Source organism: Eubacterium ramulus, from assembly GCF_003122485.1.
In the GTDB taxonomy this organism is placed as follows: domain Bacteria; phylum Bacillota; class Clostridia; order Lachnospirales; family Lachnospiraceae; genus Eubacterium_I; species Eubacterium_I ramulus_A.
This window is the reverse complement of the sequence record NZ_JRFU01000151.1, coordinates 1-23,668: the sequence shown is the minus strand read 5'-3', so window position 1 is coordinate 23,668 and position 23,668 is coordinate 1. Positions and strand designations below refer to the sequence as shown.

23 protein-coding genes are annotated in these 23,668 nt (G+C 42.0%); 18 read left to right on the top strand and 5 right to left on the bottom strand.

Annotation, left to right across the window (positions count from 1 at the left end; genetic code table 11):
* Window positions 1–252 precede the first annotated feature (252 nt).
* From LG34_RS13230 to LG34_RS13220, 3 genes are all read left to right on the top strand, one after another.
* On the top strand, window positions 253–957 hold the full coding sequence (locus tag LG34_RS13230) for a response regulator transcription factor (protein WP_431602618.1): 705 nt from the start codon (window positions 253–255) through the stop codon (window positions 955–957).
* Between the two features lie 15 nt (window positions 958–972).
* Window positions 973–3,711: a sensor histidine kinase gene (locus LG34_RS13225; RefSeq protein WP_109216484.1), complete on the top strand. Its 2,739-nt coding sequence runs from the start codon at window positions 973–975 to the stop codon at window positions 3,709–3,711.
* A 169-nt stretch (window positions 3,712–3,880) separates the two neighbouring features.
* Complete coding sequence (locus tag LG34_RS13220) at window positions 3,881–4,567, top strand: MerR family transcriptional regulator (RefSeq protein ID WP_109216483.1); 687 nt, start codon at window positions 3,881–3,883, stop codon at window positions 4,565–4,567.
* A gap of 246 nt (window positions 4,568–4,813) precedes the next feature.
* Here LG34_RS13220 and ymfI read toward each other — a convergent pair whose 3' ends face one another.
* On the bottom strand, window positions 4,814–5,542 hold the full coding sequence (gene ymfI / locus LG34_RS13215; protein ID WP_333491589.1) for an elongation factor P 5-aminopentanone reductase: 729 nt from the start codon (window positions 5,540–5,542) through the stop codon (window positions 4,814–4,816).
* A 309-nt stretch (window positions 5,543–5,851) separates the two neighbouring features.
* Here ymfI and LG34_RS13210 point away from each other — a divergent pair, with 309 nt between their 5' ends.
* From LG34_RS13210 to LG34_RS13200, 3 genes are all read left to right on the top strand, one after another.
* A complete protein-coding gene (locus LG34_RS13210; protein ID WP_109216481.1) occupies window positions 5,852–6,727 on the top strand; it encodes a helix-turn-helix domain-containing protein in 876 nt (291 codons plus the stop codon).
* A 153-nt stretch (window positions 6,728–6,880) separates the two neighbouring features.
* Window positions 6,881–7,945, top strand: a complete 1,065-nt coding sequence (locus tag LG34_RS13205) for a D-alanine--D-alanine ligase family protein (RefSeq protein WP_109216480.1) — start codon at window positions 6,881–6,883, stop codon at window positions 7,943–7,945.
* Window positions 7,938–9,347, top strand: a complete 1,410-nt coding sequence (locus LG34_RS13200) for a UDP-N-acetylmuramoyl-tripeptide--D-alanyl-D-alanine ligase (protein WP_242979906.1) — start codon at window positions 7,938–7,940, stop codon at window positions 9,345–9,347. The genes LG34_RS13205 and LG34_RS13200 overlap by 8 nt, the downstream gene beginning before the upstream one ends.
* Window positions 9,348–9,539: 192 nt before the next feature.
* Here LG34_RS13200 and LG34_RS13195 read toward each other — a convergent pair whose 3' ends face one another.
* A complete protein-coding gene (locus LG34_RS13195) occupies window positions 9,540–10,274 on the bottom strand; it encodes a lysophospholipid acyltransferase family protein (RefSeq protein ID WP_109216479.1) in 735 nt (244 codons plus the stop codon).
* 211 nt (window positions 10,275–10,485) lie between these two features.
* Here LG34_RS13195 and LG34_RS13190 point away from each other — a divergent pair, with 211 nt between their 5' ends.
* The 3 genes from LG34_RS13190 (at window position 10,486) to LG34_RS13180 (ending at window position 13,962) form a co-directional block, all read left to right on the top strand.
* A complete protein-coding gene (locus tag LG34_RS13190; RefSeq protein WP_109216478.1) occupies window positions 10,486–10,899 on the top strand; it encodes a protease complex subunit PrcB family protein in 414 nt (137 codons plus the stop codon).
* Window positions 10,900–10,913: 14 nt separating this feature from the next.
* Window positions 10,914–12,479 (top strand): DUF3794 domain-containing protein, encoded by a 1,566-nt coding sequence (locus tag LG34_RS13185; RefSeq protein ID WP_109216477.1) that lies wholly within the window; start codon window positions 10,914–10,916, stop codon window positions 12,477–12,479.
* A 256-nt stretch (window positions 12,480–12,735) separates the two neighbouring features.
* The gene (locus tag LG34_RS13180) at window positions 12,736–13,962 is read left to right on the top strand and encodes a C40 family peptidase (protein ID WP_109216476.1); all 1,227 of its coding nucleotides are present in this window, start codon (window positions 12,736–12,738) and stop codon (window positions 13,960–13,962) included.
* A 192-nt stretch (window positions 13,963–14,154) separates the two neighbouring features.
* Here LG34_RS13180 and LG34_RS13175 read toward each other — a convergent pair whose 3' ends face one another.
* Complete coding sequence (locus LG34_RS13175; RefSeq protein WP_109216475.1) at window positions 14,155–14,592, bottom strand: GatB/YqeY domain-containing protein; 438 nt, start codon at window positions 14,590–14,592, stop codon at window positions 14,155–14,157.
* A gap of 113 nt (window positions 14,593–14,705) precedes the next feature.
* Entirely contained in the window at window positions 14,706–15,398 is a 693-nt protein-coding gene (locus LG34_RS13170; RefSeq protein ID WP_109216474.1) for a GntR family transcriptional regulator, read from the bottom strand.
* Between the two features lie 219 nt (window positions 15,399–15,617).
* On the opposite strand from LG34_RS13170, the gene LG34_RS13165 reads away from it, so the two are divergent.
* From LG34_RS13165 to LG34_RS13150, 4 genes are all read left to right on the top strand, one after another.
* Window positions 15,618–16,814: a pyridoxal phosphate-dependent aminotransferase gene (locus tag LG34_RS13165; RefSeq protein WP_109216473.1), complete on the top strand. Its 1,197-nt coding sequence runs from the start codon at window positions 15,618–15,620 to the stop codon at window positions 16,812–16,814.
* 10 nt (window positions 16,815–16,824) lie between these two features.
* Window positions 16,825–17,391, top strand: coding sequence for a 4'-phosphopantetheinyl transferase family protein (locus LG34_RS13160; protein ID WP_109216472.1), 567 nt, complete (start codon window positions 16,825–16,827; stop codon window positions 17,389–17,391).
* 216 nt (window positions 17,392–17,607) lie between these two features.
* Window positions 17,608–19,260 carry a Na+/H+ antiporter NhaC family protein gene (locus LG34_RS13155; RefSeq protein ID WP_109216471.1) on the top strand — a complete coding sequence of 551 codons (1,653 nt, stop codon included), beginning with the start codon at window positions 17,608–17,610 and terminating at the stop codon, window positions 19,258–19,260.
* Window positions 19,261–19,414: 154 nt separating this feature from the next.
* Window positions 19,415–19,708 (top strand): helix-turn-helix domain-containing protein, encoded by a 294-nt coding sequence (locus LG34_RS13150; RefSeq protein ID WP_333491102.1) that lies wholly within the window; start codon window positions 19,415–19,417, stop codon window positions 19,706–19,708.
* Here the strand turns inward: LG34_RS13150 and LG34_RS13145 are convergent.
* Window positions 19,702–20,220, bottom strand: coding sequence for a transcriptional regulator (locus LG34_RS13145; RefSeq protein WP_109216469.1), 519 nt, complete (start codon window positions 20,218–20,220; stop codon window positions 19,702–19,704). The two genes, LG34_RS13150 and LG34_RS13145, sit on opposite strands and share 7 nt — an antisense overlap.
* 305 nt (window positions 20,221–20,525) lie before the next feature.
* Here LG34_RS13145 and LG34_RS13140 point away from each other — a divergent pair, with 305 nt between their 5' ends.
* The 5 genes from LG34_RS13140 (at window position 20,526) to spoIIID (ending at window position 23,438) form a co-directional block, all read left to right on the top strand.
* Window positions 20,526–20,738: a hypothetical protein gene (locus LG34_RS13140; RefSeq protein ID WP_109216468.1), complete on the top strand. Its 213-nt coding sequence runs from the start codon at window positions 20,526–20,528 to the stop codon at window positions 20,736–20,738.
* Between the two features lie 300 nt (window positions 20,739–21,038).
* Complete coding sequence (locus LG34_RS17180; RefSeq protein ID WP_109216467.1) at window positions 21,039–21,308, top strand: PspC domain-containing protein; 270 nt, start codon at window positions 21,039–21,041, stop codon at window positions 21,306–21,308.
* Window positions 21,309–21,615: 307 nt separating this feature from the next.
* Window positions 21,616–22,227, top strand: coding sequence for a methyltransferase domain-containing protein (locus LG34_RS13130; protein ID WP_109216466.1), 612 nt, complete (start codon window positions 21,616–21,618; stop codon window positions 22,225–22,227).
* Window positions 22,228–22,349: 122 nt separating this feature from the next.
* A complete protein-coding gene (locus LG34_RS13125; RefSeq protein ID WP_146190231.1) occupies window positions 22,350–23,090 on the top strand; it encodes a CHASE domain-containing protein in 741 nt (246 codons plus the stop codon).
* Between the two features lie 90 nt (window positions 23,091–23,180).
* The gene (gene spoIIID / locus LG34_RS13120; RefSeq protein WP_109216464.1) at window positions 23,181–23,438 is read left to right on the top strand and encodes a sporulation transcriptional regulator SpoIIID; all 258 of its coding nucleotides are present in this window, start codon (window positions 23,181–23,183) and stop codon (window positions 23,436–23,438) included.
* Window positions 23,439–23,668: the final 230 nt, after the last annotated feature.

Here is a 23,668-nt window from a genome sequence, read left to right as displayed (position 1 = left end):
CGCGTCATGCAATTGCATGACATACTTCAACTGCGCACCTCTGTAATCCCATCTGATATATGTCTAAACTTCATGCCATACAGTCTCAGTTCCTGCTCATAAAGAGTTGCGATATCTTCATAAATCGTTAAGAATTTGGCGCGGTTTCCGGAAAGAATTGTCTGTTAAAGTGTCAGCATAAAGGAATTAGGGAACAATTCCTTTCCGAATGCATTCAAATCGAGTATAATAACGGGGAGGTGAAAGATTATGATAAATATTTTAGTATGTGATGATGATAAAGATATTGTAGATGCCATTGAAATCTATCTGGCTCCGGAAGGATACCATATCTTAAAGGCATATGATGGCATTCAGGCCATCGAAATGATGCGAAGCAACGATATTCAGCTTTTGATCATGGATGTTATGATGCCGCGTATGGACGGTATCCGGGCCACGTTAAAAATCCGTGAAGAATCAAATATTCCGATCATTATTCTTTCCGCGAAAACGGAGGATACGGATAAGATTTTCGGATTGAACGTAGGAGCAGATGATTATGTGACAAAACCATTTAACTCTTTGGAGCTTGTGGCAAGAGTAAAATCGCAGCTGCGTCGTTATACAAAATTGGGGACAATGACGTCGGAAACAGTTTCCAATGTTTACCGCACAGGTGGACTGGAGATCAACGATGATATGAAGCAGGTCACAGTCGATGGCAGAGTCGTAGAAAAACTAACACCAATACAATATAATATCCTTCTTTTCCTGACAAAAAACAAAGGAAGAGTGTTCTCCATCGAACAGATTTATGAAAGAATCTGGAACGAAGATGCCATCAATGCAGATAATACGGTAGCGGTACATATCCGACATATCCGGGAAAAAATTGAGATCAACCCGAAGGAACCGCGTTATCTGAAGGTGGTATGGGGAATCGGCTACAAGGTGGAGGATATTAAAGTCGAGTAGAACAGGAGATCCTTTATGAAGAAAAAATATTTTTACAGCATGTGGGCGAAGATGCTGACAACGGCGGTTCTTCTGATCGCCGGCGGTCTGACTGCAGTCTGTGCCGGATGGAGTATGGCTGGGCTTTCTTCAGGCATGAACGTGAATGAGATTATGAGCCCGGTTTCCTATGAGGAAAGTCAGAAGGCAGAGCACTATGTGAGACGGGAACTACAGGACCAGCTGGGTAAATTCCGCTCTGAAACTAAGATTTTGCAAGGAAATGCTTATAATGGTGATCTGACTTTAGATATATCTAACTTGAATGATGGTGTAAATGCAGAGAACAAAAACCAGAATTTGGAATATAAACTGTCCGATCTGGATGCATTTTACAATTCTGATGGCTATCCGATCCTTTGCTGGCTGACACAGACAAAACATGAATATGTGTATGATGCATATGAAGAAGGTGATGAAACTGATACCAGCGAATATAAGACTTCTAACTCCAGTACGGAAACTACAACTGTTCCTACAGCGGAATCTGCCACAGATACCAATATTCCGGAACCGGTGAATGTAGAAACGACGAATATCAGTGGCTGGTTTGACGCAGGTGATGGAAGTACCGGTGACAACAGACATCCGGAAGCATATGATTCTTATCAGGTGAAATGTTATAATAATGAATCGGACGTAGTATATGCAAACGGAATTGATGTTGAGCAGAAATTTATCAAAAATATCAACGGTGTAACGCTGGCTGAGTATGCACGTGAAAATGATCAGCTGAATCTGCTTTCCGATTATTATGATGATTTGCTGGAGGCAGCAAGTCAGGTACACGATTTGGTAAACCAGACATCGAGTATACAAAAGCAATATGACAATACAAATGTATATGTATATCTGGTAAACGAAGATGATGGTACTATATATACGAATGTGCCGGCCTGGAATACAGAACAGGCCATGTCCCTTGACCAGTTGGAAGAGCAGTATCAGAGCAAAGATTATTCTGCACAGGGTAAATACCTGTATCTGATGATGGATGAGGCATCCGGAGATAGTTATGCATCTGTAACTTTCCTGGCGGATGAACTGAAGGGAACAATCAGAGATATTATGGGAGACGGCAACTGGAGGATTTTTGTCGGACTTGATACCAATTATCATTGCAGAACATCGCAATCATATTATGATTCCATGTATTATACGGCTTATCAGGATATATCCGGACAGATTGCATTTAACTTTGGAAATGGCGAATACCGCATAAATGTTTTCGCAGCTATCTGGGTATTCTTAAGTCTGGCAATTGTAATGATTATTATGATCGGAGTACAGACCGGACGCAGACCGGAAGATGACGAGATTCATCCGGTACTTATGGATAAGTTCCCAATCGAGATTTTGATAATCAAGGATATTATTCTCTGGGTTGCACTGGTTGTTGGATATGCGGAATCTGTTGTTCACATTTCCTCTAATGATAGATATTATTACAGTACATTACCGTCTGCGTTTGGAAATGCCATGGCACAGTGTACGGTTTTAGGAGTCCTGGCAGCAGTATTGTTTGCATGGAATGTGAAGAGTTATGGACGAAGAATCAAAGAACGTAAAATTGGCGGAAGTATCATTGCAGGTATTGCACATGCAATAAAAAGAACTGTAGATGCTTCCAGAAAAACAATTCAGAATTCTTACCGTGCCCAGAAAGCAAACAAACAGCTGCTGATCGCATATATTGTACTGATCGGTGCGCAGATCATTTTTATGTGGATCATTTGTACCTTTGGCTTTAATTGTATGGGTGGACTGGCATTTATCTTCTTTGTGCTGATGGTATTATTTGATATTTTTGTATATTTGAAAATGCTAAAGAGCACCAGTGGAAAAGAAGCGATCAAGGATGGAATTCAGCAGTTGGCAGCAGGAAACCTGGATTACCGTATTAATACTGAGCATATGTCCGGAGAAAATCTGGAACTGGCAGAAGAAATCAATAAAGTTCGTGATGGTGTGGAAAAAGCAGTCGATGCGGAGATGAAGAGTGAACGTCTGAAAACAGACCTGATCACTAACGTATCTCACGATATCAAGACACCTCTGACGTCTATTATCAATTATGTGGATATACTAAAACGCGAAAATATTCAGGATGAGCGGATTGCCGGTTATATTGATATCCTGAATCGCAAAGCATTTCGTCTGAAACAGCTGACAGAAGATCTGGTAGAGGCTTCCAAGATCAGTTCTGGAAACATTACCCTGACGATGCAGGAAATTAATCTGAAGCAGCTGATCAAGCAGACAAACGGTGAATTTGAAGAAAAATTTGAAGCAAAGAACCTGGATCTGATCTGTGATCTTCCGGAAGAACAGATGCTGATCATGGCAGACGGACGCCGGATGTTCCGTGTCATCGAAAACTTGTATAACAATGCGGCAAAATATGCGATGCCGGGAACCAGGGTGTATGTAAGCGGAAGCATTGAGGGTGATACCGTCGTATTTTCCATGAAAAATGTGTCCGAGAATCCGCTAAACTTTAAGGCAGATGAGCTGATGGAGCGTTTTGTACGGGGCGATGTGTCCAGAAGTACAGAGGGCAGCGGATTAGGCCTTGAGATTGCACGAAACCTGACGGTTATGCAGAAAGGTACTTTTGATCTGTATCTGGATGGCGACTTGTTCAAAGTAACAATTACATTCCAGAGAATCAAAAAAGAGGAGCAGAATCCAAAGACCGAACAGACAGAATCATAAATAAAAGATGAAAGAGATGGACAGAAGAAAGAAAAAGTTACGGAAGTTCATCTCTTTTTTTCAGGAATGCCATGTTGCGGATCGTGTCGAAATTTTACGATGAGATTTTCTTGAGTGCTGTCATAAATGTGCTACAATTAATGTAACAGTAATAAAGGAGGATATTGTCGTGAAAAAGGTACGATATATGATTTCAGATGCAGCAGCGATGATGCATGTGGAATCTCATGTATTACGTTACTGGGAAGAAGAACTGGAATTAGATGTTCCACGCAATGAGATGGGGCACCGTTACTATACAGAAGAAAATATCCATCAATTTGAACAGATTAAGAAATGGAAAGAAGAAGGTTATCAGCTCAAAGCCATCAAAATGATGCTGCACAGTGATAATCCTGAATTATTAGAACAAGAGCAGGAAATGCAGAGCCAGCATCTGAAGCTGGTGCCGGATCAGGAGACCGTTCCGGACAAAGATCTGTCACATACATTGCCGGCAAAAACACAGGAAACCAAAGAATCGATGAATCAGACTGTCCCGGCAGGAATGTCAAAACTGGAACAATTTCAGTTAATGATGAATGATATCGTCCGGAACGCCATTGCTGAGAATAACCAGTCACTGGGACAGGCAGTATCCGAGCATGTGGGTGAAAAAGTCATCAAAGAAATGAATTATCTGATGCGGGAGCAGGAAGAACAGGAAGAAGAACGCTACCGGAAACTGGACGAAGCAATCCGCAGCAGGCAGATGAATCGAAAAGAGAAAAAGCAGAAAGAAAAACTGTCCCGAAGAAAAGCAAAAGCAGAAAAAGCTGGAAAACATCGGTTCCGCACCAAGGAAAGTACGGTCTGAAGAAAAAGCTGACAGTTATAAGTAGTAAATGTGGACAAGACATAAATGCAAAATTGGAGAATCCTTCCGCGATAAGCGATTAAGTAAGCGACCGATTTTCACAAGGTTTTGCGCGAATGGGAAGCGACCAGCATCTATAGGAGCTGAGAATGAGCGCGATGAAACCGCAGTGAAATGAGGGTAGCGCACGTCTGGCGATCGTGGAAGGATTCTCCGATTTTGTTTTATACGTAAATAATCAATTCATTACAAATATCCCCCGTCAAAGGTAATAACCTGCCCGGTAAGATAACCCGGCGCCTCAATCAGCTTCAAAATCATCTCTGCCACTTCCTCCGGCGCTGCAAACCGTCCGGCAGGAATCTCATTTTCCAGTTCTGCGCGTTCATCATCATCAAAACATGCGTTCATGCGCGTATCGATCACCCCACAGGCAATCGCATTCACCTGAATATTACTTGGCGCAAGTTCTTTCGCCAGTGCCCTTGTAAAAAGATTCACGCCACCCTTGCTGGCAGAATATGCCACCTCACAGGAAGCACCGGAGACACCCCACATAGAAGAAATATTGATGATCTTTCCCTGCTTTTGCGCTACCATATGCGGAATCGCATATTTACAGCAGGAGAATACGGAAGTCAGGTTTGTATTTATCACGCGATTCCATTCGTCAATGCTCATATCCTGTAGCAGACCAATGTGGGAAATTCCTGCATTGTTGATCAGAACATCAATAGCATCATGGGAATCCTCAATCTGCTGAAACATGGCTGCTACTTGTGCATGATCCGAGATGTCGCAGGCAACAGGGGTACATTCTACGTGATAAGTTTCGGTCAGTTCTTTTGCATATGCTGTAAGGCTTTCCACAGAAGTCCGGCAGTTTAAAAACAGGCGGTAACCTGCCTGTGCCAGTTGTCTGGCAGCTGCTTTTCCGATTCCATGGGAAGCTCCGGTAATAAGTGCTGTTTTCATAAATTTATTCATTCCTTTATCATTTATTAGTATAAAATTTGTTTCTGTCATTTTAATAAAGTACACAGAGCATTTTTTATAATAAGTCTTCCGGGTACTTGCGTTAAAATTTGACAATCTGTATTATCACATTTAAAAAATATAACATAAGAATTTTAACATAAGACAGATACCGTGTATAGAATGAATACCGTTGCATTCCTGAGAAATGCTATTCCAAACATTAAAAACAGACTAAATTTGGGAAAATCCATAGCCTAATTTAATGTAAAATGATATAATTAGTCAAAAAAACAAGGGAGAAATGTTATGGAAGTATGTAAGATCAGTGATGTGATCCGGGATGCGCGGATCAGAAGCGGAATGACGCAGGAAGCACTGGCATTTGGGATTTGTTCAGTCAGCACGCTGTCGAAAATTGAAAATGGTCGACGCATGCCGCAGGTGAGAGTTTTTGAAGCGCTGATGGATCGTATGGGGGAGTCATCGGAGCGCTGTCTTGTGTATGTCGGCGAGCATGAACTGCAAAAAAAGAGGATGCAGGATCAAATGACACTGGCAATGCTTTTGAAAGACCGTCTGCTGTTGGAAACAGAACTGGCGCAGTATGAGAGACTGGTGCAAAAAAGAAAGCTTATGGATGAGCAGTGGCTCAGTCTTGGAAATACTGTTCTGCAGTGGTGGGGCGGTGCTGCCCTGCCGGATACGGAACAGCGACTGACGAAAATCCTTGGCATGAGCTGCCAGAATTATCGGGAAAAGTGGGATGGGGAAATGCAGTATACATACTGTGAAATCCTTATTTTTCAAATGCTGGTACAATGCCGGATGTTAAACGGTGATTTTTTATGGAGCATTTCTGTCCTGAATGGAATGCGTCACTATCTGAAATGTGGCAGCGGTATTCTGTGGAAAGAGCGGATGCTGATCTCCGTCCATGTTTTGATGGCACAGATTTATTTTATTACAGAAAAGTATCCAAGTTCTGCCAAATACAGCGCAAAAGGTCTCACCATCAGTATGAATGCGGACTGTTATCATTTTGCACCGGTTTTGTTGAACTTACTGGCAGCTTGTGAGGCAAAACTTGGTGATACTTCAGAAGCAGAGCAGGCAGAAAGCTGTTCAAAACTGCTGGACGCATTTATGACAAGTAAGAAGTACCTGTCGAAGTTTATGAGTTAACATTATCATAGTTTATAGTTTAATCCCATGGCGAAAATGGAAAATTTGAAAAAAATATGATATTTTGCATAAGTACCATTCACAAATAAAAAAAATGTGCTAAACTAAAGAGAATGTAAAAAAGTATTTCATATTAAGGAGATTAATATAATCATGAATATTGTAGTTTTAGCTGGCGGACTCAGCACAGAGAGGGATGTTTCCCTGAATACAGGAGCCATGGTAAGTAAGGCATTGCGCTCCAAAGGACATAACGTAATTATGCTGGATGTTTTCATGGGTTACCATGATCAAGAGGAAGATATCACAGGAATTTTTGAGCGTGCGGAAGAGGCAAGTGCCGAAGGGACACAGATTCCGGGAGAAGCTCCGGATATCGCACAGGTAAAGGCAATGAGAAAAGATCAGTCTGACTGCTTCTTTGGACCAAACGTGATCAAAATCTGTCAGGCAGCGGATGTCGTATTTATGGCACTGCATGGCGAGAACGGTGAGAATGGTAAGATTCAGGCAGCCTTTGATCTGTTTGGCATTCAGTATACAGGAAGCCGTTACCTTGGAAGTGCACTGGCTATGGACAAAGGCATTTCCAAGAAAATGTTTGAGGCAGCCGGCATCCCGACACCGCATGGTATTTCCATGAGCAAAGCACAGCGTGGTGTTCCGTTCGCAGAGACAGGATTAAGCCTTCCGTGTGTTGTAAAACCATGCTGCGGCGGTTCCAGTATCGGTGTTACCATTGTCCGTACTGCAGATGAGTATGAAGCTGCTCTGGATGAAGCATTTAAATATGAAAATGAGATTGTGATCGAGGATTACATCTGTGGTCGTGAGTTTTCCGTTGGTGTTATTGACATGCAGGCACTTCCTGTTATCGAAATTGCTCCGGTAGAAGGTTTTTATGATTACAAGAACAAATACAAAGCAGGAAGCGCAGTTGAGACCTGTCCGGCTGACATTCCGGAAGAAGTTGCAAAAGAAATGCAGAAACATGCTGTTGCAGTTTGCCGTGAACTTGGTCTGGACGCTTATGCCCGCATGGATTTCCTGTTAAATGACAAAAACGAGATGTTCTGTCTGGAAGCAAATACTCTGCCGGGTATGACAGCAACAAGTCTGTTACCGCAGGAAGCAGCTGTCATCGGCATTCAGTACGAGGATCTGTGTGAGCGTCTGATCCAGATTTCTCAGGAAAAATACGGAGGAAAACATGAATAACACATTGGAGCAGATGACACTGGAAAATATCGCAAAAGCATGCGGCGGTACTTATGTAGGCGACGATGCACAGCGCGGCAGCGAGATCACCGGCGCAGTTATTGACAGTCGTCAGGTAGAGCCGGGCTACTTATATATCCCGATCCGCGGAGAGCGCGTGGATGGACACCGTTTTATCCCGGATGTATTTGAAAAAGGTGCGCTGGCAGTTTTATCCGAGGAACCATTGGAAAATCCGGCAGGACCGTACATTCAGGTGGCTTCCAGCGAGCAGGCACTGAAAGATATCGCAGAATTTTACCGTTCCACACTTTCTATCAAAATTATCGGAATTACCGGAAGTGTTGGAAAAACAAGTACAAAAGAAATGATTTCCGCTGTTTTAAGCCAGAAATATAACGTGCTCAAAACAGAAGGAAACTTTAATAATGAGATCGGTCTTCCTCTGACGATTCTCCGCATTCGCAGAGAACATGAAGTGGCAGTGGTTGAGATGGGAATTTCTGAGTTTGGTGAGATGCATCGAATTGCAAAAGTAGCAAAACCGGATATCTGTGTCATGACAAACATCGGACAGTGCCATTTGGAAAATCTCATTGATCGTGACGGTGTACTCCGTGCGAAATCAGAGATTTTTGATTTCCTGAAAACGGATGGACATATTGTGCTGAACGGAAATGATGATAAGCTGATTACTGTGCAGGAAGTAAAAGGTGTAAAACCGGTATTTTATTATGTAGAAGATGGTACTGCTAAAAAAGCAGATCTGCCGTATGAAATTACCGCAGATGCTATCGAAAATAAAGGACTTCGCGGACTGAATGCAAACCTGCATTTTCCAGAGGAAGTCTGCCAGATCCATGAGCCGATCCCGGGCGTACATAATGTATACAATGCATGCGCAGCGGCATGTGTCGGACGTATCATGGGACTGACTAATGAGGAAATCTGTCAGGGTATCGCCCATGCAAAAACCATTGCAGGACGTACGAACCTGATCACATTGGGTGAGGTGCTTGTCATCGATGACTGTTACAATGCAAACCCGGTTTCTATGAAAGCATCTTTAGATGTACTGGCACAGGCAGATGGTCGCAAGATCGCGGTTCTTGGTGACATGGGAGAACTTGGAGAAAATGAGCGTGAGATGCATTATGATGTAGGAAAATATGCAGCAAATACAGGTGCTGATATTCTGTTCTGCTGTGGAACTCTCAGTGAGGAACTGGCAAAAGGTGCACAGCGCGGACATACAAAAGTAATGTATTTTGCAGACCGTGAAAAACTGACACAGACATTGATCAATTTTGTGGAAGCCGGTGATACGGTACTTGTAAAAGCTTCTCATTTCATGGAGTTTCCAAAGATTGTAAAGGCGCTGGAAGAAGCGTTGGAGGCATAAAAAATCAGATAAAAAATAACTTTTGGGTTATTAGGCAGAGTATAAGAAATATCGAGAATATTTTTTTATGACAAGAACTATAAAAAGAAAACTGGGAAATAGCAATTTGCTATACTCCCAGTTTTTTTGCGTTATAAAATTGTTTTTATTTTTCTGAAAAATGCCAATACTTCGTGCAAAAGAGATATTTTTTTATTGCTCAGATGCTTTCTGTGCATCCAGCATTTCCTGAATCATATTCTGAGAAAGGCGGCCAAGGGCACGTCTCTCTTCTTTTGCCAGCTCTTTCGGATAGATCGGAGCGCCATATTCTACCGTAACATGTGTCGGTTTTACAAATGGCATATGATCTTTGATAATGTCTCTGGTATGGGAAATTGCCATTGGAACGATCGGACATCCGGTTTTCTCTGCAATTTTCATACTTCCCTCTTTGAACGGTGCCATCTCATCGCTGTCTCCGCGGGTTCCCTCCGGGAAAATGCAGATGGAAATGCCTTTTTTGACATATTCGATTGCCTGCAGGATCGTTTTTAAGCTGGCTTTCATATCATCACGTTTCAGAAACAGGCAGTAGAGCCGTTTCATCCAGATGTTCAGCAGCGGAACCTTTTCCAGAGAATCCTTTGCGATGTAGCCGGTCAGATCCGGACAGAGTGCATAGGTGATCATAATATCAAAATAACTGTTGTGGTTTGCTACATAGAGCACCGGTATGCCCTTTGGTACATTTTCCTGCCCTTTTACGGTGAGTTTTACACCGCAGATCCGGCAGATGACATGAAATGCCCACTGTACCATGCGCAGGCTGCTGATGTCACGCAGGTGCGGATTTTTTTTGCCGATGAGCCATTCTACAAAAAGCACCGGAATTCCGATGATCAGATAGCAGACGGCGAACAAAACTGCAAGAATTGTTCTTAACATAATATTTCCTCCAAATAGTTTTTAGGTACTCTCAGAATCTTTCCTTTAAAAGATTTCGAAAGTACATTTCTAAAATGTAATAAAAATGTAATTTCTTTTAAAAAGACTTATCTAGTATAGCAGATAGTTTTTAATAAATCTATGCATATTTTTCGGATTTGAAAAATAGAATAGACCAAAGAAACAGCGGGGACAGGGAGTAGCAGTTTTTATGAAACGAATAAGCAGCATTTTTACCGTGAGTCTGCTGGTACCTATTTTGGGACTGACAGGCTGTGGATTACAAAAGACCGGGACGCAAAAGGTACGTGATCTGGATTATACCGTTGTCACAGAACAGGAGCTTCCGGAGGAATTACAAAAGGAAATTGATGAACGCTATACCGAAGACTTCAAAATGACCTGCATGCTGGATGACAGCCTGTACATTGTGCGTGGCTTTGGAATGCAGGAGACCGGAGGATACAGTATACAGGTTCAAGATCTGTATCTGGCGCAAAATGCGATTTATTTTGAGGCAGATCTCATTGGACCGGAAAATGGTGCGGAGGCAGAAAAGGCAGTCAGCTATCCGTATATTGTCGTCAAGACCGAACGACTGGAAGAAAATGTGGTATTTGAATAGGAAAGGGGAAACATATGGAATTAAAAACAGAAGCTCTTTATATGGAAGAAAAAAAGGGACCGGCGATCACTCAGGTAACATTTGATGAAACATATCATCTTCCGGATTATCTTCCGGATTTTTTTTCTGTGATACTAAGCCGCGGGGATGTCCGGCTGGATGAAAGTAAGTGTGGAAACGGACATATCATGGTGCGCGGTGTGCTGCAGTTTCGGGTATTGTACCGCACCGGACAGGGGGAATGGAAGATCAGCAGTCTGGAAGGGGAATATCCGTTTCAGGAGACACTGATGCTGGAGGAAGCGGGAGAATTTGACATGCCGCAGACGGAGGTGTTTCTGGAAGATCTGACGGTTCGGATGATCAATGCCAGAAAGCTGAACATTCAGGCTTTGTTAGAGATTCACTGCACCGCCCGCACACGGTTGGAATTGCAGATCCCGGTGGGAATGGAACAGGAGGAGTCCTGTGAGCATCTGTACCGGAAAAAGGAGTTTCTGGAACTGTGTTATCGCGGGGAAGAATTGTGCGCTATGCGGGAAGAAGTGCGTCTGCCTTCAAATAAACCGAATATCCGCCAGTTACTCTGGCAGCAGGCACAGCTTTTTGGCATGAATGTCCGTGTGGCAGCCGGGGAAGTGACTGTACAGGGCGAATTACAGGTGTTTGTCATTTATCTGGGAATGCAGGAAGACCGCATGCAGTGGGCAGAGATGCGCGTTCCGTATCAGTGCCGGCTGGAGATTCCGGAAGCTTCCCCGGATATGGTGTCGTATCTGACAGCAGATCCCGGCGCGATTCGGTGTAGTGTGCAGGCGGATGCCGATGGCGAAGAACGGGTGATTCTGGCAGAAGCGGATATTCCGATTCGAATGTGGCTTTACCGGGACATCAGCAAAAATCAGCTGGAAGATGTATATTCGCTGGAAAAACAGCTGATACCGAAACGAAAACCGGTAAAAATCCGGCAGCTTCATATGAAAAATGAGAGTCAGTGTCGGGTAAATGATACGCTGCAGATAAAAAATACAGAGGAAGAAGTGCTACAGATCGGTGCCGGTTTTGGAACGGTAGAACCGGAACACTGGGAGATTTCGCCAAATGGTCTTATGATCGAGGGAACGGTTCGGATGCAGGTCTTTTATATGGTAAGCTCCGACAGTGCGCCTGTGGGAGCAATGGAGAGTTTAGTGCCATTTCAGTGTCAGATGGAAATGCAGGATCTGGATGAGACTTGTGAGATTGAGATCCAGACAACATTGGAACATTTATCCTTCCTGATGAAAAATGCATCAGAGATCGAAGTGCAGGCAATTATCAATGTCAGTGCATTGGTTACAAAATTAAAAGAGGAAGAACTGATCAGTGCGATCGAAGAAGAAGCGGCAGATGCACAGGCAGACGAAAAACTGCCGGGGATTGTGGGACTGATCCTGACCGGCTCCTCAGAACTGTGGGAGATTGCCAAGAAATATCATACGACGGTGTCTGCCATCCGCAAGACGAATGAACTGGAGGAGGAAACAGAATTAAATGGAAGAAAAATTTTGGTAGTCAAACAAGTTCTGGATATCGGATGAGCCCGAACGTATATCAACTGCGAGATGACGATTACTTCTATATATAAAAGTAAAATATAGAGATAAACGATAAAATAGATAGTAAAAATAAAAAGAACTTCGGAGGTTTGCACAGAATCATAGAATTGTTACAAAGATATTACAGAAAAGTGTGAAATATTTCTAAAAAGCGTCTATTTTGGTTGAAATCCTGCAATGAAGATGTTATAATCCTAAAGGTAGCTGAAAAAGGATTTACAAAGGAGTATTTATATATATGAAAAAGAGATTATTAGCAACAGTTCTGGCAGCGGTTATGATCATTTCCGGAACTCAGATCGCAGGAGCAACATCCCTCTCTCAGGCAAGAAGCCAGAAGAATCAGGCGCAGAACAAACTTGATTCTGTAAACAGTCAGATCGCAGATATTGAGAGCCAGCAGTCCAGTCTGCAGTCAGAGATTGATAAAGTAGATTCAGATTTAGTAGATGTACTGGTAAGTCTGGACCTGATCTCTGATCAGATTGATCAGAAAAAAGTAGAGCTTGCACAGGCAGAATCAGATCTGGCAGCAGCAAAAGAGAAAGAAGCTGAGCAGTATGATGCTATGAAGAACAGAATCCGTTACATGTATGAGAACGGTGACAGCTCTTTCCTGGATGCATTCGTTGGTGCACAGAGCTTTGCAGATGTATTGAACAAAGTAGAGAATTTCTCCAAGGTATATGATTATGATCGTAACCTTCTGGTAGAATATCAGAATACAAAGACAGAAGTTGCAAACCTTGTAACTCAGGTTGAAGAAGAGAAGAAAGATCTGGAAGAAAACCAGGCTACATATCAGGAACAGCAGAAGAATCTGGAAGAGATGAAAGCTCAGAAGAGCAGCCAGATGTCTGATTTTGAAAATCAGCTTGCACAGGCACAGAGCCTTGCAGCACAGTACAAACAGACTGTTGCAGAGCAGAATGCGATCATCGCACAGAAACTTGCAGAAGCACAGACTGTAAAAACATCTACTGCAGGTGTTTCCAATGTAGCAAACAATAACAGCAGCTCAAGTTCCAAATCAGAATCTAAGAAATCATCCGATTCTGATTCCGGAAACTCTAATTCCGAAAGTTCTTCTTCCGATAGCAGCAGTTCCAGCTCAGGATCAGGTTCAGGATCTGCAGTAGCAAGCTATGGCTGCCAGTTCGTTGGTAATCCATATGTATGGGGCGGCGAGAGTTTAACAAACGGAGCAGATTGTTCCGGATTTGTTAAGAGTGTATATGGACACTTTGGTGTATCACTTCCACACAGCTCCGGTGCATTGACAGGTGTAGGTCGTGCAGTATCCACATCCGATATGCAGCCAGGTGATATCGTATGCTACAGTGGTCACGTTGCAATTTACATTGGCGGTGGTCAGATCGTTCATGCAAGTTCACCATCCACAGGTATCAAGATCGGACCTGTAAACTACGGAAAATCCATTATTGCAGTTCGTAGAATTTTCTAATCAAAGAACAGATATTAAAATCCTCTGGGCATTATGCTCAGAGGATTTTTTTGTGCAAAAAAGAGGCACAGTTGATCATGTTGTTCGCCAGAAAAAGTGTTCGTATCTTAGACAGGAGATAACTTTTATTTTGGGTAAAAAAATTCCCGATCAACAGTAAATCATGTGATCGGGAATAGATTAGATATTGTATTATTTGCAAAGTTCAGCAACAACCTGGTTAATGACTTTTCCGTCAGCTTTGCCTTTCAGCTCTGCCATAACAGCTTTCATGATCTGACCTTTGTTCTTGGTTGCCAGTACGCCGGCAAAACGCTCAGTAAGGATTGCTTTTACTTCCTCTGCGGAAAGCAGCTTCGGAGCATATTCACTGATAATGTCATAACGTGCCTGATATTCTTCTTTCAGATCAGTACGGTCTGCCGGGCAGGTATCCACCTGTTCTTTTACACTCTTTAACTCTTTTAAAATCACGCGGGCAACCAGCTCCGGTTTGATGTCATCACGGCATCCCTCATCGATGGCTACTTTTTTGACTGCGGATACTAAGGATGAGATGGCATCCTTACGTACTTTGTCTTTTGCCTTCATAGCGGCAATCATGTCTTTTTGTAATGTCTGCATTTCCATAATGTAGTACCTCCTGTATTTTCAGGCAGACAAAAGCGTCTGCTCATTTTTAGCAAAACAATGCTTCGTCAAGCGGATATTCACAATTAAAACAGGAAAAATCCCAGATTTACTTAAATATGAATACGGCTCAGCAGTTTGTTTATATAATACTGCTTGATATGCTGATAATGCTGGTGCAGTGTCTGGTGTGCCAGATCGGAATCCTGATTGCGGATCGCGTCCAGAATCTGGGTGTGTTCCTGTAAGGAGCGTGCTGCCAGATCACGATCATCCAATATAGTGGAAATAAACAGCATCTGCTGACAGTCTAACTGATCATATACCGTTTCCAGACGTTTGTTTCCAGAATAGCTGACCAGTAATTGATGGAATTTCTGATCCCAGCGGGTAAAGTGGAAAATATCATCTTTTTCCAGCGCTGTTTTCATATTGTTGAGAGCCATTTCCAGTGCATTTACCACCAGAGCATTCTGTTTATTGATACATGCCTTGATGGCATAATCCTGAAGAAGTTCGATGAGATCGTAAACCTCCAGAATATCATCTGTGGAAAAGGATGCCACGACAGTTCCCTTCCCCGGAACAAAAGAGAGCAGACCTTCGTGGGTCAGCTGCTGCAGGGCATTCCGGATGGGTGAACGGCTGACATTGTAGATTTCACAAAGCTTTCGTTCTACCATGACAGTTCCTGCCGGATAAGTATTATTCAGGATATCCTGTTTGATCTGCTGGTATGCAAGTTGCTGCTTGTTTTCCACTGGCTGATTCAGAGAATCATACTTGCTGTTTTCCTGATTTATCATGTTTGTTCTCCTGTATAAAATAGGTATTCCATGGAATACTTGCGGTGTGTGTCTGTTCTTGTTGGGAAAAGTATAGCAAAAATGAGAAACAATGTAAAGTTTTGGAGAACCGCAAGTTTATCTTTTCATTTTTTCTGAAATGTGATAGTATATCAGAAGAATGTGACGATTTAAAGTAGTGACGTGAAAAAGATATAGGGGATTTGGAGGAAATATATAATGATTTCAAAACGTTTAAGAGAATCACTGGATTCATCCATTTGTATCCGTGACATTTTTGAGGAAGGTAAAAAACTGGCAGCAATTTACGGCGCAGAAAATATTTTTAACTTTACCATTGGAAATCCGAGTGTGGAGCCACCGGCAGCAGTTAATGAGGCATTAAAAGAGATTATCGACACAGAAAAACCGCTGGCACTGCACGGCTATCCTGCAAACGTGGGACATCCGGAAGTCCGCAATCACATTGCAAATTATCTGAACGGAAAATATGACTGCAACTATACAGAGCAGGGTATTATTATGACAAGTGGTGCGGCAGCAGCTATCGTAGTTATTGCAAATACATTGCTGGATGACGGTGACGAGGTCGTAACATTTGCACCGTATTTCTGGGAGTATAAGAGCTATGTGGAGACAATGTACGGAAAACTGGTTCCAGCTCTTTGCAATATGGAGACATTACAACCAGATCCGGAGACTTTTGAGGCAGCACTGTCACCAAAAACAAGATTCGTTCTGATCAACACACCGAACAACCCGACTGGTGCGGTATATACAGAAGAGTCTATTCGCATGGTTACTGATATTTTAAAGAAAAAACAGGAAGAATACGGTCATCCAATTTATCTGGTATCCGATGAGCCATACCGTAAACTGGCTTACGATATCGAAGTACCGTATCTGACTCATTATTATGAAAATACAATTGTTGTATATTCTTACAGTAAAGCATTATCCATTCCGGGCGAACGTATCGGATACATTGCTATGGAGACTTGTGTACAGGATTACGAAGACCTGATTGCAGGTATGACCGCTTCCATGCGTTACCTGGGCTATGTAAATGCACCGTCTCTTCAGCAGAAAATGCTGCTGAAATGTGTGGATGCTTCTGTTGATATCAGCATTTATCAGGAGACCAGAGACATTCTGTACAACGCCCTGACAGAGATCGGTTACACATGTATCCATCCGGACGGAGCTTTTTATCTGTTTGTAAAAGCACTGGAAGAGGATGATACAAAATTCTGTGAACGTGCGAAAGAAGAAAAAATCCTGATGGCACCGGGAACTGCATTCTACGGTCCGGGTTGGGTGCGTGTATCCTACTGTGTTCCGGCAGAAGTTGCAAAACGCAGCATACCGGCTTTCCAGAGATTGTATGACAAATATCAGGCTGAGCAGGTATTGTAATTAAGAAGTGATGGAGATTCAGATTTATTATCAGAAATGGGATGAAAAAAGCAAAGCTTCCCATGAGTTATTAGAACATGTGATTCGCATTTATGCCAAGGCGCATCAGATAAAATTGCCGGAAACGTTGCAGATTCATCAGGAAAAAAACAAAAAGCCGTTTCTGGAACATGTATCAGATATCTGCTTTTCTATTTCCCACAGTGGAGAATGGTGGAGCTGTGCAATTGCACCGCAGGAAGTTGGTCTGGATATTCAGGAAGAACATGACTGCAAGGCAGAACGTCTGGCAAAACGATTTTTTCATCCGATGGAAGTAGAGTGGCTGGAACAGCATGGATATGAGAATTTTTGCCGGTTGTGGGCATACAAGGAAAGCTATGTGAAATATACAGGGATTGGGCTTGTAAAGGGTATGGATTATTATTCGGTGGTGAAGCCGGATGGCACATTGACCGGAGAGGAAAGTGTCTGGCAAAAACAGATCGCCTTTCAATCGGAGTGCTATATGGTTGTGACAGCGAAGCAGGAAGCAGAAATAAAGCTGTTTTCATTGACAGAACAGGGTGAAAAATGATAATCTTATAAACTGGTATGGGGAATACTCATACTAGTTTGTAGTATAGAAGAAACACTCTATGGTATTTGAATACAGGTAGAAAAATGACTGTGTGTATGAGCAAGTAGAAAAAGTGGATTGCGAATGTCTGCTTTACAAGGAATACCAGATGAGAGATAATTTCCACCTTTGTATATGGGTGGTAACAAGATGATGTTATGAAGGGAGAGTAACATGCGAAAGAAGAAACTTATTGTTATGATCTGTTTTCTTGTGATCGTTGCGGTGCTGATCGGAGTATCCGTAGTGACACCGGGAAAAGTTGCAGATCCGGATAACTATGCCTGTGCTGCTTATGCGACCGTGTTTGCGTTACTGCCACCGGTTGTGGCTATTGCGCTGGCGTTAATCACAAAAGAAGTATATTCATCACTGTTTACCGGAATTATTGTCGGAGCACTGCTGTACAGCAACGGCAATCTGGAACTGATGATGAATACCATGTTTTTCAATGAGAGCGGCGGTATGGTATTTAAACTTGCCAACAGCTGGAATATCGGTATTCTGATCTTCCTTGTTATGCTTGGTATGTTAGTTGCGCTGATGAACAAAGCCGGCGGTTCCGCAGCATTTGGTAAATGGGCATCCAAACGAATTAAAACAAGAATCGGGGCGCAGCTTGCCACAATGGTACTTGGAATCCTGATTTTTGTCGATGATTATTTTAACTGCCTGACCGTCGGAAGCGTTATGCGTCCGGTTACAGATACCCACAAAGTATCCAGAGCAAAACTGTCCTATATTATTGATGCGACAGCGGCACCGGTTTGTATTATCGCACCAATTAGTTCCTGGGCGGCAGCGGTTACATCTTCTGTTCCAGAAGATTCCGGAATCAACGGGTTTGCTGTATTTTTACAGACAATACCGTACAACCTGTATGCAATCCTGACACTGGTTATGATCGTTGGAATGGTCGTATTCCGGGTAGATTTCGGACCGATGCGTACTCATGAATTAAACGCGATTAAAGGTGATCTGTTTACAACACCGGAGCGACCATATGATGAAAGCGATGAGGCAACAGAGAGCAGCAAAGGTATTGTCCTTGACCTGGTTCTTCCGGTTGTTGTGCTGATTGCGGCCTGCATTATGGGTATGGTTTATACAGGTGGATTTTTTGACGGAGAGAATTTTATTACAGCATTTTCCGGTTCTGATGCTTCCGTTGGATTGGTAATCGGTGGATTTATCGCGTTATTATTTACCTTTGTGTATTACATGCTTCGTGATGTTATCACGTTCCATGAATTTGCAGAATGCGTGCCGGAAGGCTTTAAGGCAATGATCGCACCAATCCTGATCCTTGCGATGGCATGGACTTTATCCGGTATGACAAACCTGCTTGGCGCAAATATTTTTGTTGCTGATCTGGTAGCAGGATCCGCGCAGTCTCTGCAAGGATTTTTGCCGATTATTATTTTTGCAGTGGCAGCAGGTCTGGCTTTTGCCACAGGAACATCATGGGGAACGTTTGGAATCCTGATTCCGATCGTTATTGGTGTATTCCCGTCCGGAACAATGATGATTATTTCTATCGCGGCTTGTTTGGCGGGTGCCGTTTGTGGAGATCACTGTTCTCCGATTTCTGATACAACCATCATGGCTTCCGCAGGAGGACATTGTCATCATGTGAACCATGTCACGACACAGATTCCGTATGCGCTGACGGTAGCGGTTGTGTGCTGCATCGGTTATGCACTGATCGGTGTGTTGAATGCAGTGGGAATGCTTGGTATTTCATGGATCGCGCTTCCGGTTTGTGTGGTGATTATGCTCGGATGGTTACTTGTTTTACGGAAGAAATTCGGTAGAGAAGATATCTAAGCGTTGCAGTATCTTTACCATATGCAGTTAAATCATGTTTTGCATGAAGACTTTCTTGAATGTAGTAAGGGTAGAAGATATGTGTGAGTTGTAATAGTTAATCAGATATAAAAAAACTCCTTTGAGTATATTTATGACAGATGAATGATTCGTCATAAATGTAATCAGAGGAGTTTTTTATGTATCATTAAGTGAACTGACAGGTCTGAGCAAAGAGTATATGTGTTCCTACTTTAAAAAGCGGATGAACAAGACCATCATGCAGGTGCTGTGTGATATTCGGATTATGAATGCCTGCGTATTGTTGAATCGTTTTCCGGACAAAACAATAGCTGAGATTTCAAAAAAATGTGGTTTTGAAAGTCCCAGCTATTTTGGAAGCGTGTTTCGTAAACATCAAGGGATGACACCGGATACTTACCGTAAGTGGATTCCGGCAGATCACTGATTTAACTTTTGCATTTCCTCATTGAGCAGTTTGATATTGATATTATTTTCGCTGGTGGTTTTGTCTACCCAGAGATTTAAGGCATCTACTGCCAGAGAAATATCATTTAATTTTTTACTGATCAATGCAAAATCTTTGATCTCATCATCGGTGATCTTGCCATCCCGTGTAATCTGAATCAGGCGGTCGGTAAGCGGCTGAATGTCATTCAGAGATGCGATGGTTTCCAGAATAATGCTGGATAATTCCGATGGCTCAACTTCCGGAACATAGCGGTCGCCGATAGCGCATTTGTGTGAACAGTAGTAGTTACACAGATCTGGGCGCTTGTAGCAGTCTGCCATCTGCAGAATGTCATACGGTGTTGGCTCCTGAAGTTCATATTCAAATTTTTCAATGCGGGCGGCAGAAACACCGTCCATCAATTCACTGGCACCGTCTCTGGTAAGTCCGCATTCTTCGCGGCATAACTGATAAATTGTTTTATGTTCACGTTTTGATTGTTTTCCCATAATAATGTTTTTGTCCTTCTGTAAAATATGATTTCATGCTATCTGATCAATAATTCCTGGTAATAAGATTGGATATGGAATATCTGGAAGAGATTCTTAAGAAAATATTTCGCAAATAGCAGTTTTAACTTAAGAGTAATTCCCTAAAATGGAGAAATAGAAGTAGTTATTTCCCCGAAATCGGTATGTACGAATATATCAAAGAATATTATACTTGAAATATCAAGAGGCAGCAAGCTTATGACAAGGAAAAGCTTGAAATACAATTTTATGCATCAGGCATGAACCTGATAGAAAGAGGAATTATGTTAACGTTATTATTTGGAATCTGTATGTTAGTTTTATTTGGAAAACTGCTTGTTTTCGGAATCAGAGCAGCATGGGGAATTTCAAAAATTGTGCTCACCATTGTATTTTTACCAATTATTTTAATCGCATTAGTAGCAGGTGGATTGCTTTACATTGCATTCCCGATTTTAATCGTATTGGGACTGATTTCATTAGTAACAAGAAGATAGGAAAATATAAAGTATATCAGACGTGAGAGGAAGCTCAGCGGTATAGGTGATGAGTAACAAAATTATATTAGCAGCGAGATTCAATTTTTCACAAACAGGTCAGATAACGAAGGGAGTACCGATTATGGCATATGATTTAGAAAAAGAAAAACAGGAAGCAATTCGTCAGGTGGAACGGGTAATGGATCAGTTACAAGCCATAGATGTGGAAGTAAACGAATAAAGGGCGTGTCGTTAATGCGCAGTTAGTAATAAACAGTATTGGTAAATGAACAGAGATAAAGAAAGAGAGAAAAAATTATGTTAGCAAGTATATTTGGAGTTACAGGATTAATTGTTTGGATCGTAGTGATTGTTGCGGTGATTGCATTATTAAAAGGAAAAAACAAGACATTGTACAAAAGCGATTCCAACCGAATGCTTTGTGGTATTTGTGGTGGAATTGGTGAATGCCTGAATATTGATCCGACAATCATTCGTTTGATCTGGGTTGTAGTTACACTTTGTGGTGGTAGCGGAATTCTTGCATATATTATCGCAATGGTAGTAATGCCACGAAGAGTATATTAGTGAATAATTGTAAAGATGAATGGTCTTAGTAGAATAATAAAATATTAGCAAGCAAAAATGCATTTCAAAATACTGATATGATACCTCTAACGTAAACAGATTAAATATAAAAATCTGTTGCTTTAGAGGTATTTTTATGTCCGGAAAAACAACGTTTGAATGGGAAAGAAGAGTGTTGAATGTAAAAAATGACAAAATTTTTCATTTTTGAACATATGAACAAATTTTTTATGAAAAGGTCTTAAAAATGTAGAAAAAAAGAGGTAAAATAAAACGGCAAATGCAATAAAGTAATTGAGGATGGATAATGAGAGAAGATAAAAACGAAACAAGATGGGATAAACTTTTGCATATTCGAACCATGGGGCGGGATGATTCCCATTCCGACCAGCATAGATTTCCTTATGAACCGACACCATATTGTGTGTTGGAACGTCTGGCAAATGCCGGTTACATCCGCAAAGGAAATACGGTGATCGATTATGGATGCGGCAAAGGTCGCGTGGATTTCTTTTTGTCGTATCAGACCAGATGTCATTCCATCGGTGTAGAATACGATGAGAGAGTGTTTGAACGTGCACTGGAAAATAAAGCGGATTCGGCAGCTTCCGGTCGTGTGGATTTTGTGCAGGCGAATGCAGAAACATTTGAAGTACCGGAAAACGTTGATCGGTGTTACTTTTTTAATCCGTTTTCGCTGGAACTTTTAAAACGGGTAATGGGACGTATTCTGGATTCCTATTATGCAAAACCGCGTAACATACAGTTGTTTTTCTATTATCCGACGGACGAATACATTTCTTATATGATGACAGTGAATGAGCTGATGTTTGTGGATGAAATTGACTGCAGAGATCTGTTCCCGGGAAATGATCCACGGGAGCGGATTGCGATTTTTGAACTGCAAGGGGAAGTATGATGTCAGAACAACAGAAATTAAAGAAACTATAGATAAGAACAGGAATATTTTTCGTTGCTGTATTTGTGATTGCCATCGGTTGCGCACATTTGATTCAGCGTTCGCAGGAAAACAGAGAAAAATTGAAAGCTTCCTATACGGCAGAATCCATGATCCGACGGATCGAGTCACAACTGAGCCGCTATCTGGAAAACTCAGAATTTTTCAAAAACATTATTTCATCCGGTTATGAGATCAGCGAGGATGAATTTACAGATCTGTCGTATCTGATGAAGGAAAATAAAAAAGTAATAGAGGCGTATGAGCTGGCACCTGCCGGTGTGGTTACCATGGTTTATCCGTTGGAGGGCAATCAAAAAGCGCTTGGAATGGATATGCTGCAGCTTCCGGAGCGAAAACGGGAAGCTACACTTGCAAAAGAAAGCGGAGAATATACCATTGCAGGTCCGTTTGAGTTAAAGCAGGGTGGAACAGGAGCGCTATTATTTGATCCGATCTATGTAAAGGACGAAAATGATCAGGAAGTATTCTGGGGATTTTCCATACTGGTCATGAACAGGAAAAATTTTGTGGAAGAGCTGAATGTCGAGAGTCTTGAGGCGGAATTCTATCATTTCAGGATCTGGAAATATGATCAGAATGAGGAAAAAGTTACGATTATGCAGGGTGAAGAAAATGATTTCACGGATGCGCTGGACGTAGAGTGCAGTGTGCCAAATGATACGTGGCACTTTGAGATTGTACCGAAACATGGTTGGAGCACAACAGCTGAAAAGGCGCTGTGGTATGTGATCACAGGAGAAAAAAGAAACGAGCGGACGCAGGTAAAACTTAGTGTTGTGTATCTGGATGGAAAGTATTGAAGATGTATGATGTAAGAAATTTTCAATGTAGACATACATCAAAATCTCCCCGCATAGATTGTAAAAAAAGCAAACTATGCGGGGATTTGAGTGAAAGGTTATATCGAGGAACGGGCAATGGAAATTGCGCGTTATATCATAGACAACAAGGCAACGGTTCGTCAGGCAGCAAAGAAGTATGGTATCAGTAAGTCGACAGTTCACAAGGACATTACAGAGAGACTAAAACAGATCAGTCCGGCACTGGCAGTAAAGACGAGAGTTGTGCTGGATGTCAACAAATCAGAACGGCACATTCGTGGGGGAATGGCGACCAGAGAAAAATATTTGCATCAACATCATATCTAGAAGGTGAAAAGGCAGGAATAGTTTCTGCCTTTTTCTGTATTGTGTTATACTAGAATTATCAACTTGAATTGACGAACGGTAGAAAATATAAAGGGGACGTACAGAAATGCCAAAAGGAACGAATCAGAAATTTAAGTTATATCAGATGGGAGATGACTCCCACCTCTATAGGGACGCCACTGAAAAAGTGGTAAGTTTAGTATCGCAGGGCGTCAAATATGTGAAAAAAT